Source organism: Sulfolobales archaeon, assembly GCA_038881635.1.
In the GTDB taxonomy this organism is placed as follows: domain Archaea; phylum Thermoproteota; class Thermoprotei_A; order Sulfolobales; family AG1; genus WYEN01.
In genome coordinates, this window is the sequence record JAVZPJ010000002.1 from 102400 (window position 1) to 120207 (window position 17808).

The window sequence follows — 17808 nt, forward strand, 5'->3', positions numbered from 1 at the left end:
TTATTCTTCTAGGGATAAAATAGATGGCATACTAGGAGCGCGCTAGAAATCTGAGGAGGATCTTATAAGGTTAATTAGTCTTTGAAATACATATATAGGGGATAAGGATAATGCTTTTGAATTTCTTGATTCTCATAGAATTATCTCTAGATCTAAAGATCCTTAAGATAGAAGATCTGTAGCCGTGTATCTAGGTGATAATATGATCAGGAAAAGATTTGAGATCCACGTGATAGAATATAGATGTAAAGAATGCGGACTCTGCATAGCTCTATGTCCTACGAAAGTTCTCGAGAAAAGCTCTGAGAAAAACGAGAGAGGTTATAGATATCCTACTCCTAGGAATATTGAGAGATGTATTGGTTGTAAGATATGCGAGTATTCATGCCCTGATTTCGCAATATATATCTCAGGTGGTGGATTATGAGAGTGGATTATGTAAATGGAAACACAGCTATAGCAGAGGGAGCAATCACAGCAGGTTTGAGATTTTACGCAGGATATCCTATAACACCTTCATCAGATATATTCGAGTATCTATCGAGAAGACTGCCAGAGGTAGGAGGCTACGCAATTCAGCTTGAGGATGAGATAGCATCTATAAATGCTGTTATAGGAGCCTCATGGTGTTGTGTTAAATCTATGACAGCAACTAGCGGTCCAGGCTTTTCTCTAATGGTTGAAGGATTGAGCATTGCAGTAATGACTGAAACACCTCTGGTAATCGCATATGTAATGAGAGCAGGTCCTGCAACAGGTGTTCCAACTAAGACAGGACAATATGATGTTCTGCAAGCAGTGTACGGCTTTCATGGAGGGCTTATAATACCTGTTCTAGCACCTTCAACACCTCAGGAAGCATATGATCTCACGATTAAGGCTTTTAATATCTCGGAGAAGCTTAGAACACCTGTAATATTACTCTCTGACGCGGTGCTGGCGAATACTTTTGGAAGAGTTGTCATGAGGAGTGCTGGCGAAATAGAGATTATAGAGAGAAAGAAACCTACTAAACCTCCTCATCTTTATAAGCCTTATGAAGCTGAAGAAGATCTCGTTCCTCCGATGGCTTGTATAGGAGATGGATATGATATATATGTGGAGACTTTAACACATGATGAGAGAGGAGTCTACGCACCCACCACACATGTTCAGAGAAAACTTATGGAGAGACTTTACAAGAAGATTATTGAGAGATCTGAAGAAATTTTTGAGTATAGAATTACAAGACCTTCAGGTTCTTGTGACTATATGATGATCTCATATGGCTCTACAGCACTATCTGCGAGAGTAGCTGTTAAGGAACTTGAAAACGAATCTATTAGAGCATGTCTTCTCACTATCAACACTCTCTATCCTATAAATGAGAAAGCTCTGAGAAAATTATGCGAGGAGAGTAGTATGGTCTTTGTAGTTGAGAATAATCTGGGATTGTACTATAGAGAGATTAGAGGAGTTATCAGAGACAAACCTGTGATAAGCATTCCAGTGATAGATCTGGAGATTCCAGATCCTAATGAGATTAAAAGAATGGTGAGAAAATGGGTAGAGCACTAGCGAATCCTCTCGATATCTATCTAAGGGTTGAGAAGCTGCCCACGCTATGGTGTCCCGGATGCGGCATAGGTATCGCAACCCAAGCTCTTCTAAAAGCTATTGACAGGAGAATAAGAGAAGGATTTCTAAGAAAAGATCAGATAGTATTCGTAGGAGGAATCGGATGCTCTTCAAGAGTAGCGATGTATGTTAAATTTGACTCCATAAGAACAGCTCATGGAAGAGCAATACCTCTCGCAACAGCTATAAAGATAGTGAAACCTGATAGAAGAGTTATAGTAGTAGGAGGAGATGGTGATATCGCAGGTATAGGTGGTAATCATCTTCTTCATGCAATAAGAAGAAACATGGATCTAATGGTTATAGTTATTAATAATATGATCTACGCTATGACAGGTGGGCAACACTCACCTACAACACCTCCAGGAATCTATACTACAACAACACCGGAGGGGAGCTTTGAAAGACCCTTGAATCTAATTAAACTTGCATGGTCTCTAGGAGCAAATTACGTGGCTAGAGGATCTGTTACACATCCACAGCTACTCGAGCAGATCTTCTATAAAGGTCTTGAGAGAAGAGGTTTCATACTTATAGAGGTTATATCCACATGTCCTGAAGTATTCGGAAGACATATAGGCTTGAGAGACGCGGTTGAACTTTATAGAAGGCTTAGAGATAAGATGATTGTGAAAAAGAATCCTTCTATTGATGAGAGTGAGTATGACTGGGAAAAAGGTTTTGTCTTAGGAGTTTTTGTAGATAGAGAGGAGAAGGGTTATATAGATCATCTAAGGCTTCTTCGGAGAGACTGTATGAGGTGATCTACTACGAGAATCGAGGTACTGATCGCGGGGAGAGGAGGTCAGGGAGTATTAGTTCTAGGACGTATTCTTGGTAAGGCTATCTCAAGATACACAAGCTACTATGTGCTAGGAAGTGAATCTTATGCTGCTGAAGTTAGAGGAGGAGATTCAAGAGCCGATCTTATTATATCTGATTCGTATGAAGAAGCCGATTTTATAAAAGTTCGTGCAGCTGATATAGCTTTATTTATGCATCAGCAACAGCTGGAAGCATATCTAAATTTAGTAAGAGATGGAGGAGTTATTCTTGTAGACTATAGTAATATAATTGATCCAGGAGTTCTAAATAGATTGGATAGATTTAGAGTTCAGGCAAAACCTTATACAGAGATTGCTGAGAGGCTTTTTAACACATCTAGAGTTGCTAACATGATTGCCCTAGGTCACATTGTTAAAATACTTAAAATCATAGATCCTGAGCATGTTGAGAAGATCATAGCTGATGAAACTCCTAAAGAGTGGAGAGAGATTAATATAAGAGCATTCAGGAGATCTATAATAGATCTAGATTAGAAACCACTATTATATAAATACCGTAAGCTACATATCTAAGTATATTCTCTCGGTCTATATGATCTAGATCTCCTATGATATCTGATATACCTAATATCTCAAGTTCTTCCTTAACATAACTATATAGATCCTCTAGCATATTTCTATCGGAAGTAGACTCTCTAAAGTACTGCCCTAAGACTTCTACTAGATTTTCTAAAGAGATTAACTTCTCGTGATCTTCAAATATGCGTATATTCTTTCTAAGTAGTCTCTCTATGAAATCTTCTCTATAAGGAGGATATCCGATCATATGAACCCAGTCTTGGAAAAGATCTCTTAGAACAAGATCTAGTTCAGGATCTTCTATACCGATCATTGTGTTAACCTCCTTGAATACAAACAACTTTTTAAGATCCCTAGATATACTATCAAGATCCCTAGATCCGGTTGAAGTTTTAAAGCTAGGAACAACCTCTAGAATATCAAAGGATCTAGGGTATAATGGAGAAGCATCCGTTGAAGCCATGACCTGATTCCTGAGACCTAGCTTGACAGTATCCAAATAAAAGTGTTTCCTCCTAGATCTACGGAGTAGAGTTTTAAAGGCTTCTAACAAGATTTTTAATGGTATAGAAAGCCGCCGTAGCTCAGCTGGTAGAGCGCCGGCCTTGTACGGTTAGCCTGGTGCCGAGGTCGCCGAGAAAGCCGGAAGTCGCGGGTTCAAATCCCGCCGGCGGCTCTTATCATTTTCTAGGGCGGCTTCACTCCATAGATCTTCTCTATATTATCGATATGGATTACGTATAGATCCTCAGCTGTGAGAAATCCTTTCTCTAGAGAGATTTTACTGGTAGAGATCACATCCCATGGGAACATAGGTTTTCCAGGTCTCTCCGGATCATCCAGGAAATCACTTTCAAATACATACCTCTTCTCTACGGTTCTGATATTCTCTATTATTTGAATTAATGCCGGTACAGACGCTACAAGTCCCATCTCTACTGCAGGTCTCAGATTCTTAGGTCTCGAATGGTGTAGAACTACTCTCCAGGGATCTAGAGAGAATCTCCTGATTCTTTTACTTATATCCTGAGCTGTGATCCATCCTCCCTCCTCGAGATGGAGATGTGCTATTGCATTGTTTTCTTTTATCATTTCAAGAGCTGAATCCAGGATCATCTCTGAGAGAACTACATACTCTGGAGATGTCTTGTAGTGAGGTCTACCCACCTCAGCCACGCCATCTAAAAAACCTTCTCTGATAAGCTTCTCGACATATCTTATGATCTCTAATGAAATCTCATAAACTTTCTCAGGACTCATTCTATGATTATCAATCATCTTATCCACCATAGCAGGGTGGAAGCCTCCTAAGCACGCCACCTTTAGACCCGTGCCTCTAAGCTTGTTACATTCATTGAGAAGAATCTCTATAGATCTTGTGAAACCTTCTAGATCAGGTTTAAAACCTAGAGACGTAGGAGGAAGCCCTATCAAAGCCATGAACCAGCCTCCAGATTCTTTAAATCTACGTCCTATAACCTCAGCCCCATATCCCTTGAGAGGGTTGCTATGGAGATGCGCATCAGCATATGCTAGATCTCTTGGAAGCTCTTCTAATTTCATCACCTCGCCATAATGAATTCATATGCTTAAAAATATAAGATAGAAAAACACTATATAAGATCTCTTAAGTTACTCTCTAGAGGTGGTATAATATGGCGAGAGTAGATCTGGATTTGTACGAGAGTAAGGTTAAAAGCTATGAGCTTATATCAAGAGCCAGCGAGATTCTAGAAAGAGATGAGGAAGTTCAGGAATTACTTAGAATGAGTAATATCTTCGCTGTGTCAAGGCTAAGGTATAATGATCACGGCCCTGTTCATGCTAGAATAGTATCTGGTGCTGCTCTCGAGATATTTGATCTTCTCATATCTAGCGGTATCCAACCCACATCATTAAGAGATAGAACAACCTCTACAGTTGATGAAGCTCGTCTAATAGTCTTCCTAGGAGCATATCTTCATGATATAGGAAATTCGATTCATAGAAGTAACCATGAGATGCTTGGCGCGATCATATCAAGAGGAATAGTCGACAGGATCCTGGGAGAACTCATGATAAGAGGGAGAAAAGCTATAAGCATAAGACAAGAGATACTTCATGCCATATACTCAACAGAATACTCTGTGAAATGTCTGAGCGTTGAAGCCGGAATCGTTAAAATAGCTGATGGAACAGATATGTCTATGGGAAGAGCTAGAATACCTTATAAGATGGGTAAGATCGATATGCATTCTATGTCAGCTCTCTCGGTGAAAAGTGTTGATATTGAGAGAGGCAGTTCTAGACCTGTTAGAATAGTTGTAACGATGAACGATTACGCAGGATTGTTCCAGATAGAAGAAGTTCTAATGCCTAAGATAATGACAAGCCTTCTAGAGGATCATATAGAAGTATGGATACAGATTGAAGGCAAGCTCTCGCAATACTATCCCACTATGAAGACTTTATAAAGCTTCATCTATGAACTATCAGAGTTCCCACACTCTCTCCAGAGAGAATTCTAAAAAGATTCTCTGGCTCGTAGCCGTTGACTACAACAGTATTAATCCTGCTCCTCCTAATAATCTTTATAGCTACGTGATCTATAAGCTCATACCCTCCAGCAATAAAACTCTGACCTCTTAATATGTTTTCTAACTCATCTATTGAAACCTCTTTAAGTAGGGTAGCTCCCGGTTGAGAAGGCTCTCGATCATACACCCCGTGAACAACTGTTAGATATACCAGTAGATCCGAGCGTACTATCTCTGCAATAACAGCAGCAACAGCACTAGTAGACTGCCCGGGCTGTATACCTCCTAAGATCACAACCTTATTTGTAGACCATGCCTCTAGAAATTCATCGAAGTCTCTAGGTATCTTCCTATAAGCTATATCACCCAACCCTCCTGCTAGCAGGAGTGCGTTTACGCGAGACATTTCAATACCTATGAGGTCGCATATGCCTTCATTATTCGAAATCTCTCTACAAGTTCTTATATATTCTCTCGCAATCTCTCCTCCGCCTGTTACTACTGCTATTCTATAACCTTCTTCATAGATCTTTTTGATCGCATCTATATATCTTTTTATAAGATCAGGATTAGAAGGGTTTAGGAGCTTTCCACTGATCTTTAGCACTATTCTTCTCACTTCAGCTCCCTAAAACCCTTATAAAATTCCAGATTAAATCAATAACTTATCAGAGATTCGGTTCTGATAAAGATTTGTAGAGGAATGGCTAGAAGCATGTACATAATATGAGATGAGGAAACTACAGAACATCTGTACAGAGAGAAGATCATGCAGTGATCATAGCAGAGAAGTGATGGAAGCTGGCACGAACGATCATTAGATTGAAATAGTTGCCAGAATAATTTAAGGTCTTTATATATGCTGGCTAGATTCTTCATATATTTTCTTTCGATACTCGTACTCCTCTCTGCTCATCAGAGGTCTTGCAGGAACGCCTGCTACAACAGTGTTTCTGGGAACATCTCTTGTCACAACAGATCCTGCAGCAACAACAGCTTTTTCTCCGATTCTCACACCTGCTACTATAGTAGCATTAGCACCAATTACAACTCCATCCTCTACATAGGTTTCCACAAGCTTTCGGCTTGGGGGGTATCTATCATTTGTGAAAACAGCTCTAGGACCTATGAAGACGTTGTCGCCTATGAAAACCTTTGGCGGTATATATACTCCTGATTGTATGCTTACGTTCCTGCCTATTATAACATCTCCATCTATAATAACTCCACTACCTATGGTCGTCTCGTCTCCTACTACGCAGTTTTCTCTTATCAACACATTATGACCTGTTCTAACTCTCTTCCCCAGCCTGGTTCTCTCATATATGATAGCATGAGATCTTATGATGCTACCCTCATCTATGAAAACACCATCTCCATATTCAATCAGATCTTCAAATTCTATCGATCTACTATACTGGGTTATATACTTATTCAAGGTATCTCTCGAAGGGAAACCTATTTCTGAGAAGTCTAAGATGATCACATTCTCAGAGATAATACTACCACCATACACATTAGACCTGGGAGATACATGAGCGTTTTTAATCACAGCTCTTGAAGAGATCATATAAGCCACCACTCTTTTATAAGACCTACAAGCTTATATGGGGTGTAGTATGAGCGACCTAGTCGTATTCATAAGAACGCTTGCAGTACAGGCTATGATAGTGGCTTGGGCTATCTTCATACTGACATGGATGATAGGATGGGCTTTGAGAGGAGCTCCCATACCTCTTACCAGATTGAAGAAGACAGGACACTCTCTAATAGAAGACGCCGTATGGGCGGCATTCTGGCTGGCTATGGGGGGAACAGTATTCTCGCTTATAGTGTATATTGTAAACTCTATAGGTGTTCCGATCCCGCCTCCGCCTAGTGGTATTCTCACCACCACGTCATCGCCCTAGCTGGTGTTTTCATTGTATAACAGTATAGGATCGCTTCTAGAACTTTCCTATTATCTAGCATTTCTAAACTATATAATAGGATCACTTCTTCTAGGCTCTCCACTACCTTTTCCGGGTTTGAAGAGATTTGGAGCTTCTATGATGAAGGATGCTGTAGCAAGTTTTATAATGATAACAGGGTTCTGGATCATACTTTCTCTCATATACTTTATTCAATCAATAATAGGAGCTAGTCCTGGAGATCTGGAGACCTGGTTTTCTATACAGCTTTTTAACATAACAGAGAAACTCGCAGCACTCAAGCTTTTGATCTTCTCGATAAACCCGATCCTTAGATCTCTTATAGATCCTATTGTATCTGCAGCCTCCTCCTTGCTGACCACATCACTTACAAGTCTTCTAATTCTGAGAATACTATATTCGATCATATCTCAGAAAGGTGCTATACTAATCGCCTTAGGAATATTATTCTACAGCATTCCTCTAGGTATATTCAAGAGAGCTGGATCTCTATTGATATCTTTCGTAGTAGTATTCATCATAGCTCTTCCAGCAATGCCTTCATTTATAAACCTCATCTATACAAGTTTAAGTTCTGGAAGCACTTCAGAAGGTAGTCTAACGCCTGTAGCATACCCGAGGATAGTGGTTAGAGATTACTCCGGCGAAAGTCTTTCATATGCGTATGTTAAGCTATATTCTTCAGAAGATCTAAATACCTTGATCGCTGCATATCAGGCTGATAGAAATGGTATCATAGATCTTAGAAGTATTGGAGGAGGACTTCCGATAGGGAAAAACTTGAGTGCTGAGATCGAGCTCTATGGATGGCGTCTTTCATCAGATTCCAAGTTCAGTCTAGATGAAAACTGCCTTTATACCACATGTACTATAAGTATTAAGACTCCTAACATTCTGATATCGGAAGCACCGTACATACTGATCCATAATATATACTATTTAGTGAGCTATAGCTACTCTAAGCAAGCTGGCAATGGAGAAGGCTTCATAGCTCTGAATATAACTACCAGTTCTCCAGATACTCTCTACATAACATTCCCCCGAACTACTCAGATAATCTATGTAGAGAAAAACGGAGTCAATATCTCACCGGATGAGATATATGCTTGGGATTGGTATGGAGTCTCAGGCTATTCGTATAAGATCTCATTAGATGAAGGATTGAATATTGTGACCATAAGATACACATACACAGAACCACCTATTCCTACGCCTAGTATAACTCCCTACCAATCTAATACTGCTAATCCTAATCTCCTAGAATCATTCTTATCAGATGCTGTTGTGACACTTATTATAACAACTTTAATGCCAGCAATATATCTCACGCTAATTATAATGGCTGCAAATGCTTTATCAAGGATCATATCTCTTAGAAAGATTTAAGCATGAAAAGAGAAGACTAGGATCACATCTTTTCGAGAGGATGATAAGCTGATCACGATCTAATTATCAGCAGTTTGCTAACTGCTTATCCATCGAGAATATCGGGGCTATTCTTTTTTGATATTCATTGGATTTTTACGTGTTTCGTAAGTCTTTAAGCTTTAAAAATCGCACGGCTTATGAAGTCCTCAGAGTTTCGAGATCCGTAGCATGATGAAGCCTCGAGCAGCTGCTGGAAAGCTTCCGAGGTACTTCTGAGATGAGAAATTGCATTAGAGGAGATCCGCTAAAAACAATTTTCATCTAGTTATAGGGTGTGATCTTAATTCTAACTAGGTTTCTCGCTTGATTCGATCACGATCATTGTAAGCGTTGATTTAACCTTCGGGATCTTTCTTATTTTATCTGCTACCACTTCTTTTAGTTTCTCTATAGAATCAGCCTCGATTCGAGCTACTATATCGTACACTCCGTAGACAAGGTATAATTCCTTAATCTCGTCATAGTTCTTCAAACTATTAATTATCTCTGTCTCACTTCCTACTTCTGTGTTTATAAGTACAAAGGCTTTGGCCATATGTACTCACACACTATATATAGATTTTGATAGCTTTTAAGCCATGCAGAAATTAAGGATCTAGATTAAAATATTGTGGATGAATGTGTCTCAAGCAATTCTTCTATAAAACTGATCTATATTGATCCTAGATAGAGTTCTTCGAGAACATATTTTCTCCAGTCCATACCTCTGAGGAGGTTTAGACAAATGTTTCATATACCTAGGAGGAGGTCTATAGATCTTTCCTATAATACTCTTGTCTCTACCCACCTCTAGAAAGCTCTTTCTAATCTTCTTATCTATATACCCACATCTAGGGCATTTATAGCCTTTATCTCTACCCATACTCTTCATAGTATGACCACACCTGGGACATCTAGGGTTTCTCTCTATGTATATGCTAGTCATTTCTACGACTTTGAGTAGTTCTACGTTTACTATGATATCATGAGACCTGTCTATAGAAGGCATTGGTTTGACAGAGCCTCCTACAAGGATTTTATCTCCTCTCCTGAGATTTCTCACGATCATGTTTCCCTCTCCTAGTTCTTTGTACACAGCTACGAGAATAGCTTTATCCTCTGATTCTTCTGAAGATTTTATAAGCCTTAGAAATACATCGCCTCCAACAGAAATCTCAGGATCTTCAGCTAGGACTCCTTCGAATAAACCTGTTTGATATGGTCTTACATCTCTGAGATCTCTATAGATCATATGATGATCTGTTCCTTGATTACTTCTAAAGATCATGATCTCATCAACTCCTCTAGGTTGTAATATCTCGAATGCTTTGAGAAGAATCCTAGGATTCTCACCTCTAATCCCTATAGAGACAGGTCTGCCTACTGAAGGTGTGATAAGTATCTTATCAGACTCTCTATCTATATTATTAAAGGTATAAGGCCAGGTCTTTCGATCCATCTCATATACCTTCTCACGCTCTACACCTTCCCATTCAGAATCCAAGGTGTAGCCTAATAGCTCATAGGTGCAATCTCCTTCTATAAAGTGATGAGCTATAGATGCTAGAGCTCCGATCACACCTCTTCCTCTAGCTGGGGTTATCCCACCTATTTTCATTATAATTCTATCGGCTATATCTCTCGTGACGTAGTCTGATAGTGTTTTCCTATAGATATACCTAGCAATATCTATGCTGAGATCTCCAACTAATATCAGAGCTCCAGGATCCCTACCACTATTCTTCTTTCCTTCACCTATCTTCTGAATTATAATATCTTCTAGCTCCTTAACTATATAATCATAGGCTGTTTCCACTTCTATATGAATAGACGTAGCTCCATTACCTCTTGTCTTGTAAGGTATAGCTGGATTCAGTCTTGTTAAAAGAGGGTAGTCTATGAATCTAATCTTTCTAGCTATACTTGAAAGAGATATCTCTTTTACAAACTCTCTAACAAGATTTGTGGTGCAGCCCCATACGAATTCATCTGAATCGTCAAAGCCTATGTGTACGCTTACCATCTAGTATAGAATTTGTAAAAATCAGAAATAAGAACTCAAGTGTGAAATTTATATGAAGAATGCCTGCAAAAATAGTAAGAGTAGATCCTTTGAACATAGATTTGGAGAAGATGAGAGAGGCTGCAGACGTGATCATAAGAGGAGGACTTGTCGCATTCCCAACAGAAACAGTTTACGGGCTGGGATGTGATGCTCTTAATAGAGATGCTGCAAGAAGAGTTTTCGAGGTTAAGAGAAGGCCTGTAGACAACCCACTTATAATACATGTTAAAGATTTTGATCAGCTTAATCTGGTTGCTCGTGAGATTCCTGAAAAAGCTTATAAGCTTATCAAGAGATTGTGGCCGGGTCCTCTCACACTGATCCTTCCTAGGAGACGTGAGATTCCTCTGGAGACTACTGGAGGTCTCGACACAGTAGCTGTCAGATCACCTGCTCATCCTGTGGCTCTCAAGCTAATAGAATTATCAGAAAGACCTATCGCAGCTCCTAGTGCTAACATATCTGGAAGACCTAGTCCTACGAAGGCTGAGCATGTTATAGAAGATCTGTATGATTCTATTGATATGATAATAGATTCTGGAGAGACTTTATTCGGGCTTGAATCAACTATCATAAATATTTTAACAAGCCCTCCAACACTGCTAAGACCTGGAGCATACCCTGTGGAGGTGATCGAAGAGATTCTAGGAGAGAGAGTTTACATACCGGATTTCGCCAGAGGATTAGGTGAAGCTGAGAGAACACTAGCACCCGGAACAAGATACAGACATTATGCTCCTAAAACACCTCTAGTGGTTGTAGAAGCTAGAGAATACAATGAGCAGAACATAGATCTTATAGCAAGCGAGCTTATCAAGCTGGTTAGAAGATATCATGAGAGATATAAAAGACTTGGCATCATAGCTACAAGAGAAACCTTAGAGAGAATGAGAGAGGTATTACTAGAAGGGGTGAGAATATATGAGATCGGTAGGAGAAATAATCTGTATGAGATAGCTAGAAACGTTTTTGATCTCCTTAGAAGATTAGATAAGGAGAATATAGAGATAGCCTTCATAGAAGGTGTTGAAGAGAGAGGCATAGGACTTTCTATAATGAATAGAATTAGAAAAGCTTCTACAGAAAGAGTGATCGTAGGATGAATCCAAGGTATTTAGAGGTTCAGCTAAACATAGATCAATATGAGCGGTATGGAAGCAGAGGTAATTATGCTAGGCTAGGATGTTTCAGACCACTCTCTCACAGGATCTATATCAGATCCTGAGATCTTCTCAGCCACATGATCTATTTTAACAATAGCTGGGATCTTAATCCATTGACCTACGAGAATAGCCTCACCTATGTTAAGACCGGGTAGCTGTTCTATAAGTTCGCTGGTCATATACTCTGAGACTCTAGATACAAAAGCTTGATCTTCGGGCTGGATTATTCTCATAAGAGCCCATGAACCGATCTGGCTTATAACATCAGGGTCTAGACCTCTAGGTCTTTGAGAAACCACGCCAAGACCTACTCCGAATTTCCTCCCTTCTCTAACTATAAGCTCTGCTCTATATCTGCTTAGCGTGTCTCTATTCGTGGAGAGATATATGTGGGCTTCCTCGAGAAAGATCATCACAGGATGCACAAGTCCTCTCGAAGGTTTCTCACCGCTTCTCTTAAGCCATGTGATTCTCTTCCTCTCTTCTAAGATTCTATGAAGCATGTGTGATACTATTGCATCTATCTGAGCCATAGTAAGTCCTGTGAGATCTACTATATTAATTCTTGAGATTCTGATCTGATCTATGAAATCTTTCGCAGAATCGCTTAGAATGTTTTCGAGGAAAAACCTATTAGCCTCAATAAGATCTAGGATTGCCTGTGCTGCATCTCTCATCTCACTTCTTGAAGCTCTAACACTTTCAGTCTTAACACAGCTTATAAAGTGATCCATGAAGCTTCTATCTTTAATCTCATCGGCTTTAGACTTGCATATTCTTATAATGAGCTCTTGATTCTTAGCTCCAGGTCTGACACCTATGATCCTTGAGAGTTCTGACCACGTAAGATATCTTGGATTTATCTGAGCCTCTAGAATACTGCCTCCCTCATTTAATCTGAGATCTTTATATTCTCCATGGTAATCGAATATGATCACAGTCCCCTTCCGCTTAGCAATCTCTCTGCTTAGAAGAGCTACTAGATTGCTCTTTCCCATGCCCGTCATAGCTATTATCGCTAGATGTCTCTGAACAATCTTATTAAGATCTACTCTCACCTCAACTTCAGGATTTCTAAGCAGAGTACCAATCCTACACCACTGAGGTTCCTCGGGAGAGAATATTCTGCTAAGAGTTTCTGGAGAAGCTTTATACACCTCTGTACCTGGTGGAGGTGCTATAGGAGGTATCTTAAGACTTTCGACTTCGCCGAGAACTCTGTAGTAGCCTTTATAATAGACAGCCTTACCATCTACTCTAAGCATGTTAGCTAGTTTACCCAGATCCTGTGCCGGGATCTCTTCATCGAGTATAGAAGATCCCGAGATACTACTCTGTACAAGACCTACAACATGATATCTGTCATATCTAAGCTCTATATACTCGCCGAGAAGTGGAGGTCTTAAAGCTATGAAAACACCTCCATAAGGTTTGCTCTCTCCTATTACATAGCCTAGGATTGTTCTACTAGTATTCCGAGTCATAAGATCTCACCTCAACTTGATTCTATGCTTCACATTTTCTCTTCCAAGATCTAGTATTCTAAGTATCTTATCTAGATCCTCTTCACTTATTCTCACCTCTCTATCAGCTAAGGAAAGTACTAGAGGATAGCCTCCTATACTTATCCTATGAAGAGAATCTATAAGAACCTTCATAAAGCTATCTTCCTCAGATTTGAAATACTCGATCCTTATGATAGGTCCTCTGACATCAAGTCTTGCATAGGACATCATAAAATCTATAGATCTGTTAAGATACTCGAGCGATAGTTTGATAGGCCTTGTAAAACCTATACCCGATGTATACTCTTCAAGAAGATAGAGATCTGGAATCTCTTTTCCACCTGTTAGTCTTCTCAGAATCTCGTGAGATCCGCTGTTCTTAGATAGAAATACTACTCTTGATAGATCTCTTGATAGTAGTTTCTCTGCTTCTTCTATTACTTCTTCTACAATACTTGAATCTCTGATGATACTAGACGCTCTTAGGATTATGAGAAGCTTGCTCAGAATAGATCCATCTACTAGTACAAGTCTCTCACTATCTCCAATGACTTTATTGAGAGTCTTCAGTTCTAAGGCTATAGATCTTAACTCTACAAGATCTTGAGGATTTAAAGTAAGTATCTTGAGATCTATTTCAACTCCCTCCTCTCTGTTATAGCATGTATCTATGTAGAGAGCATTAACTACATAGAGGAAGAAGCCTCTTAACTCTCTCCAGTTAAATCCACTATCTAGTCCTCCTATACATCTATAATGATCCTTATCTCTGGGAATGTATCTAACCCAGTAATCTTGGATCCTCTCTAAGATCTCTAGAGATGCTACGCTGTTTAATTTATCTAGAATACTCTTAGCATTCTCATACGCAAGATCAAGTGTTCTTGATAGCATTCTCCCATATAATATAGCCTGAGATATTAAATGCTTCATGTAGAGTTCTCAAATGTTGTATTTTAATAGCTTTCAACATGATATTCTATAAGGGTCTTAAGAGAATTGGTGGAAAAGATTCCTGACTGGATGCCTCCTGAGTGGCTTAAGATAAGATATAGAGGGAAGAATATACTAGAGCTACTTGAAATGCCAATGGACGAGCTTGTGAAACTCCTGCCATCAAGAGCTAGAAGAAGTCTTAGAAGAGGACTTTCTGAAGAAAAGAGAAAACTGCTGGAGAAGGTTATAGAAGCTCGAAGACTTCTCGAACAGGGTAAGAGAATTATTATTAAAACACATATAAGAGACATGATCATACTCCCAGTAATGGTCGGACTTACATTCTCAGTATATAATGGAAAAGAGTTTGTAACATTCACAGTAACTCCAGAAATGATAGGTCATTATCTAGGAGAGTACTCTCTAACAACTAAGAAGGTAGAACACGGAGAGCCAGGCCTGAAAGCTACTAGGAGCAGCCTCTTTGTAGCTATGAAGTAGCTTTTCCAAGAAGCTCTCTTGCAACCTCATCTGCTAAAGCCTCAGGATCTCTATAGAAGTATTTTATCATAGCATTCTTTCTAGGATCTATATAAGGTGAGAAGATCTTCTCAAGAAAATCACTAGGCATTGAATAGCCTGTTAGCACGTATGCATTTCTATTATTAGCATAAGCCATTATAATCTCTATAATAGTACCTGCATAGCCTCCCACAGCTATTAGTACATCTCCTGAAAGAACTAGCACCTCTGATCTTTCTCTTAACTCCATCCCAGTTCTTACTGGAATGAAACATCTGTGTCTAGGAACATCATATGTTGAATATGGCAGTATGAACACGCTTTGGATCCCATATTTGCAAGCTTCATCCGCAATACTTTTCATAGTTCCATAATACCCTCCGAGATAGAAGATCATATTTTCTCCTAGTCTCTCGAATAATCTTCTGATGAGAATCCTTATCGCCTTAAGAAGTTCTTCATTTGGATCATCGCTATGTGCTGCAAAAGAGATTCTCTTCAATAGAAAACCCTAGATAATGTAGCTAGAAACCAGTTAAATTCTTAACATTGTGAGCATGTATAAACTTCTCAGAATAACTAGAGGAAGTAAACCTATATAAGGGATCTTGAAAACCCTTCCATCACCTATGCTCAGTATCTTGCCAACAACATCTCCAAACTCTATTCCAGGTTCTCCGATTCTATTAGGAGGGTCGGGAACAAGATTGTTATCGCCTTTGGTCACATAATAGTATTTATCTTCTGAGATGATGATGCTTATAACTCTGTGAATAATCATCTCTCCTGAAGGTCTTCTAAATACTATTACATCTCCTACATGGATCTCGCGGGGGTCTGATACAGGTATTATGAATACTATATCTCCTGTATTTAAAGTAGGCTCCATACTATGCCCTTCTACAACAGCTATCAAATGAGCTCCTGTAACACTCGTGTAAAAAATCAGAGAGAGTAGTAGAATGGAGAGAGCTGTTAGTATCGCATCCTTATATGAGAACCTACTCTTCATCGTATATCTCGCTCAGATCTATCTCTATGATCTTACCTTCTCTAGGTTTCTCGCTGGAACTCTTCTCACCTTCGCCTATCTCCACATCTTCTCCAGCCTTGATCTTGCTTACAACTCCTCTCCACCTATACCCACAGCTAGGACATTTAAAAGAACCCATGACAGTTATAGTCACCCTGCCATAAGCATCAGGAATCGGAGAGATCATATGCCATGTTTTCTCAGGTTTTTCAACAACATACCCGCACCTGGGGCATTTATTAGGTTGTTTTCTCCCTCTTCTACTCATTCTATTCACACTAGATGTAGATTGTTGAAGATTAATTAAATTAATTCTCGCCTCAAATCTTCTAGCTATTTTAAAACTCAGGATTCATATCAGGTTTATATTCTTGGTTTCACTTCTCAACATCTTCAGAATTGTTCTTTGTGTTTGTCATCTCTAAGATTTTAGAGTTTTATATCTCAGATCTTAGGTATTTCAAAGAGGATCTATCTCATATAGAAGCTTTCAACATCTCATCAAAGTTCTCTGCCACTAGCCTGTAACCCGAAGGTCTTGCTTTTCAGGGCGGGGAGGAGGTCAGATGTAGAATCCGCATCTTTTTCAGCTGATGATATTAGATTGATCAGACACGAAACCGAAACATTATCAGAGATGTATCTATTATCGTGTTCTACGGGTAGTATATGAGCTTAGTTATCCGCCTCTCAGATTTTTTAAGATTGGAGAACTCGAGTTATTTGGTGTGTAGTTGGGAGAGTTAGTAGTTCTAAAGGGGAGAAGTATTGTTGAGGGCTTTGCCAGGGGGAGGATTTTTGTCATAGATGATTTTATATCACCTCTTGGAGAGATTGATAGAGTGAGTGGCTTTCTTAGGAAGAGAGGTTATCCGGAGATCTCTTTAGCTGGTAGAATTCTATTTTTTAGAGGATCTAGAGGTTCTACCGTAGGTCCTTATATTCTTTATGATCTTAGCAAGAGAAATCTCGCTCCTGCTGCTATGATCGTTGAGAATGCTGATCAAATTATTATTATAGGAGGTATTCTCGGAGGGATCACGGTTGTAAGAATTGAGAGATGGGATGATGTAAAGAGGATTCCTAATGATGCTTATGCAGAGGTTAACGCATTGAAAGAAGAGGCGGAGGTTAAAGTCTATGTCTAGACTTATAGTCATAGAAGGAATCGACGGATCTGGAAAGACTACTCTAGCTAGAAATCTTGTAAGAAGATTAATGGAGAGAGGATTCAAAAGCTATTACACATACGAACCTTATGAAAGTCCTTTTTCAGAGGTTTTTAGAAAGATTAAAACCTTGATCAAAACAGATCCTACTATAGATGCTTTGGCTATGACCCTTGACAGAGCATATCATGTTAAAATGGTTATCGAACCATTACTTGAGGAAGGATATATAGTTGTCTCCGACAGGTATTACTATAGCACCATAGCATATCAAGGAGCTATGGGAGCTGACATAACATGGATCAAGAATATGAATAAGGTTTTTAGAAGACCGGATCTAGGGATCTATATAGACGTCTCAGTAGATACAGCTCTAGAAAGAATTAAGATGAAAGAAAGCAGATGGCCCGAATACGAGGTAAGAGAACTTCTAGAGAAAGTAAGAAAAATATATCTAGAGATGGTAAGAGAAGGAGAGCTAGAAATAGTATGCGGCGAGAAGAAAGCTGAAGAAGTTATAGAGGAAGCGTGGAGAATAATAACTGGGAAAATAGATCTAGAGAATAAATAGAGCTACATA

Annotated in this window: 22 protein-coding genes and 1 tRNA gene; 12 read left to right on the forward strand and 11 right to left on the reverse strand. The window is 39.3% G+C overall.

Annotation, left to right across the window (positions count from 1 at the left end; genetic code table 11):
- Positions 1-202: 202 nt before the first annotated feature.
- The 4 genes from QXS89_02220 to QXS89_02235 are packed head-to-tail and all read left to right on the forward strand — an operon-like array spanning position 203 to position 2936.
- On the forward strand, positions 203-427 hold the full coding sequence (locus QXS89_02220; protein MEM3830996.1) for a 4Fe-4S binding protein: 225 nt from the start codon (positions 203-205) through the stop codon (positions 425-427).
- The gene (locus QXS89_02225) at positions 424-1557 is read left to right on the forward strand and encodes a 2-oxoacid:acceptor oxidoreductase subunit alpha (protein MEM3830997.1); all 1134 of its coding nucleotides are present in this window, start codon (positions 424-426) and stop codon (positions 1555-1557) included. The genes QXS89_02220 and QXS89_02225 overlap by 4 nt, the downstream gene beginning before the upstream one ends.
- Positions 1542-2381: a thiamine pyrophosphate-dependent enzyme gene (locus QXS89_02230; GenBank protein ID MEM3830998.1), complete on the forward strand. Its 840-nt coding sequence runs from the start codon at positions 1542-1544 to the stop codon at positions 2379-2381. The genes QXS89_02225 and QXS89_02230 overlap by 16 nt, the downstream gene beginning before the upstream one ends.
- A gap of 24 nt (positions 2382-2405) precedes the next feature.
- Positions 2406-2936 carry a 2-oxoacid:acceptor oxidoreductase family protein gene (locus QXS89_02235; protein MEM3830999.1) on the forward strand — a complete coding sequence of 177 codons (531 nt, stop codon included), beginning with the start codon at positions 2406-2408 and terminating at the stop codon, positions 2934-2936.
- Here the strand turns inward: QXS89_02235 and QXS89_02240 are convergent.
- A complete protein-coding gene (locus QXS89_02240; protein MEM3831000.1) occupies positions 2917-3444 on the reverse strand; it encodes a hypothetical protein in 528 nt (175 codons plus the stop codon). The genes QXS89_02235 and QXS89_02240 overlap by 20 nt on opposite strands.
- Before the next feature lie 110 nt (positions 3445-3554).
- Here QXS89_02240 and QXS89_02245 point away from each other — a divergent pair.
- Positions 3555-3657, forward strand: a tRNA-Thr gene (locus QXS89_02245).
- Positions 3658-3668: 11 nt separating this feature from the next.
- Here the strand turns inward: QXS89_02245 and QXS89_02250 are convergent.
- Positions 3669-4544: a TatD family hydrolase gene (locus QXS89_02250; protein ID MEM3831001.1), complete on the reverse strand. Its 876-nt coding sequence runs from the start codon at positions 4542-4544 to the stop codon at positions 3669-3671.
- A gap of 92 nt (positions 4545-4636) precedes the next feature.
- Between QXS89_02250 and QXS89_02255 the strand changes: the two genes are divergently transcribed.
- Positions 4637-5434 carry an HD domain-containing protein gene (locus tag QXS89_02255; protein ID MEM3831002.1) on the forward strand — a complete coding sequence of 266 codons (798 nt, stop codon included), beginning with the start codon at positions 4637-4639 and terminating at the stop codon, positions 5432-5434.
- A 4-nt stretch (positions 5435-5438) separates the two neighbouring features.
- Here the strand turns inward: QXS89_02255 and pyrH are convergent, their stop codons facing one another.
- Both pyrH and QXS89_02265 read right to left on the reverse strand, forming a co-directional pair.
- Complete coding sequence (gene pyrH, locus QXS89_02260; GenBank protein ID MEM3831003.1) at positions 5439-6116, reverse strand: UMP kinase; 678 nt, start codon at positions 6114-6116, stop codon at positions 5439-5441.
- Positions 6117-6350: 234 nt separating this feature from the next.
- A complete protein-coding gene (locus QXS89_02265) occupies positions 6351-7067 on the reverse strand; it encodes a DapH/DapD/GlmU-related protein (protein ID MEM3831004.1) in 717 nt (238 codons plus the stop codon).
- Between the two features lie 49 nt (positions 7068-7116).
- Here QXS89_02265 and cedA1 point away from each other — a divergent pair, with 49 nt between their 5' ends.
- Together cedA1 and QXS89_02275 are read left to right on the forward strand one after the other, a co-directional pair.
- Positions 7117-7407, forward strand: coding sequence for a DNA import protein CedA1 (cedA1, locus tag QXS89_02270; GenBank protein ID MEM3831005.1), 291 nt, complete (start codon positions 7117-7119; stop codon positions 7405-7407).
- Positions 7408-7419: 12 nt separating this feature from the next.
- Positions 7420-8814 (forward strand): hypothetical protein, encoded by a 1395-nt coding sequence (locus QXS89_02275; protein ID MEM3831006.1) that lies wholly within the window; start codon positions 7420-7422, stop codon positions 8812-8814.
- 328 nt (positions 8815-9142) lie between these two features.
- Here the strand turns inward: QXS89_02275 and QXS89_02280 are convergent, their stop codons facing one another.
- Together QXS89_02280 and QXS89_02285 are read right to left on the reverse strand one after the other, a co-directional pair.
- Entirely contained in the window at positions 9143-9391 is a 249-nt protein-coding gene (locus tag QXS89_02280) for an Lrp/AsnC ligand binding domain-containing protein (GenBank protein MEM3831007.1), read from the reverse strand.
- Positions 9392-9481: 90 nt separating this feature from the next.
- A complete protein-coding gene (locus tag QXS89_02285) occupies positions 9482-10858 on the reverse strand; it encodes a DUF1743 domain-containing protein (protein MEM3831008.1) in 1377 nt (458 codons plus the stop codon).
- A 59-nt stretch (positions 10859-10917) separates the two neighbouring features.
- On the opposite strand from QXS89_02285, the gene QXS89_02290 reads away from it, so the two are divergent.
- Positions 10918-12003 (forward strand): L-threonylcarbamoyladenylate synthase, encoded by a 1086-nt coding sequence (locus tag QXS89_02290; protein MEM3831009.1) that lies wholly within the window; start codon positions 10918-10920, stop codon positions 12001-12003.
- A gap of 74 nt (positions 12004-12077) precedes the next feature.
- Here QXS89_02290 and QXS89_02295 read toward each other — a convergent pair whose 3' ends face one another.
- Complete coding sequence (locus QXS89_02295; protein ID MEM3831010.1) at positions 12078-13547, reverse strand: ATP-binding protein; 1470 nt, start codon at positions 13545-13547, stop codon at positions 12078-12080.
- Between the two features lie 6 nt (positions 13548-13553).
- Positions 13554-14462: a DNA double-strand break repair nuclease NurA gene (locus QXS89_02300; GenBank protein ID MEM3831011.1), complete on the reverse strand. Its 909-nt coding sequence runs from the start codon at positions 14460-14462 to the stop codon at positions 13554-13556.
- Between the two features lie 117 nt (positions 14463-14579).
- On the opposite strand from QXS89_02300, the gene QXS89_02305 reads away from it, so the two are divergent.
- The gene (locus QXS89_02305; protein MEM3831012.1) at positions 14580-15005 is read left to right on the forward strand and encodes a 30S ribosomal protein S19; all 426 of its coding nucleotides are present in this window, start codon (positions 14580-14582) and stop codon (positions 15003-15005) included.
- Here the strand turns inward: QXS89_02305 and QXS89_02310 are convergent.
- From QXS89_02310 to QXS89_02320, 3 genes are read right to left on the reverse strand one after another with little or no spacing between them, the layout of a single operon-like run.
- Entirely contained in the window at positions 14995-15528 is a 534-nt protein-coding gene (locus tag QXS89_02310; GenBank protein MEM3831013.1) for an LOG family protein, read from the reverse strand. The genes QXS89_02305 and QXS89_02310 overlap by 11 nt on opposite strands.
- 33 nt (positions 15529-15561) lie before the next feature.
- Positions 15562-16038, reverse strand: a complete 477-nt coding sequence (locus QXS89_02315) for a signal peptidase I (protein MEM3831014.1) — start codon at positions 16036-16038, stop codon at positions 15562-15564.
- A complete protein-coding gene (locus tag QXS89_02320; GenBank protein MEM3831015.1) occupies positions 16028-16327 on the reverse strand; it encodes a chromatin protein Cren7 in 300 nt (99 codons plus the stop codon). The genes QXS89_02315 and QXS89_02320 overlap by 11 nt, the downstream gene beginning before the upstream one ends.
- A 466-nt stretch (positions 16328-16793) precedes the next feature.
- Here QXS89_02320 and QXS89_02325 point away from each other — a divergent pair, with 466 nt between their 5' ends.
- Positions 16794-17207 carry a DUF126 domain-containing protein gene (locus QXS89_02325; protein MEM3831016.1) on the forward strand — a complete coding sequence of 138 codons (414 nt, stop codon included), beginning with the start codon at positions 16794-16796 and terminating at the stop codon, positions 17205-17207.
- Positions 17200-17799 carry a dTMP kinase gene (gene tmk, locus QXS89_02330; protein MEM3831017.1) on the forward strand — a complete coding sequence of 200 codons (600 nt, stop codon included), beginning with the start codon at positions 17200-17202 and terminating at the stop codon, positions 17797-17799. The genes QXS89_02325 and tmk overlap by 8 nt, the downstream gene beginning before the upstream one ends.
- The last annotated feature ends 9 nt before the right edge of the window (positions 17800-17808 follow it).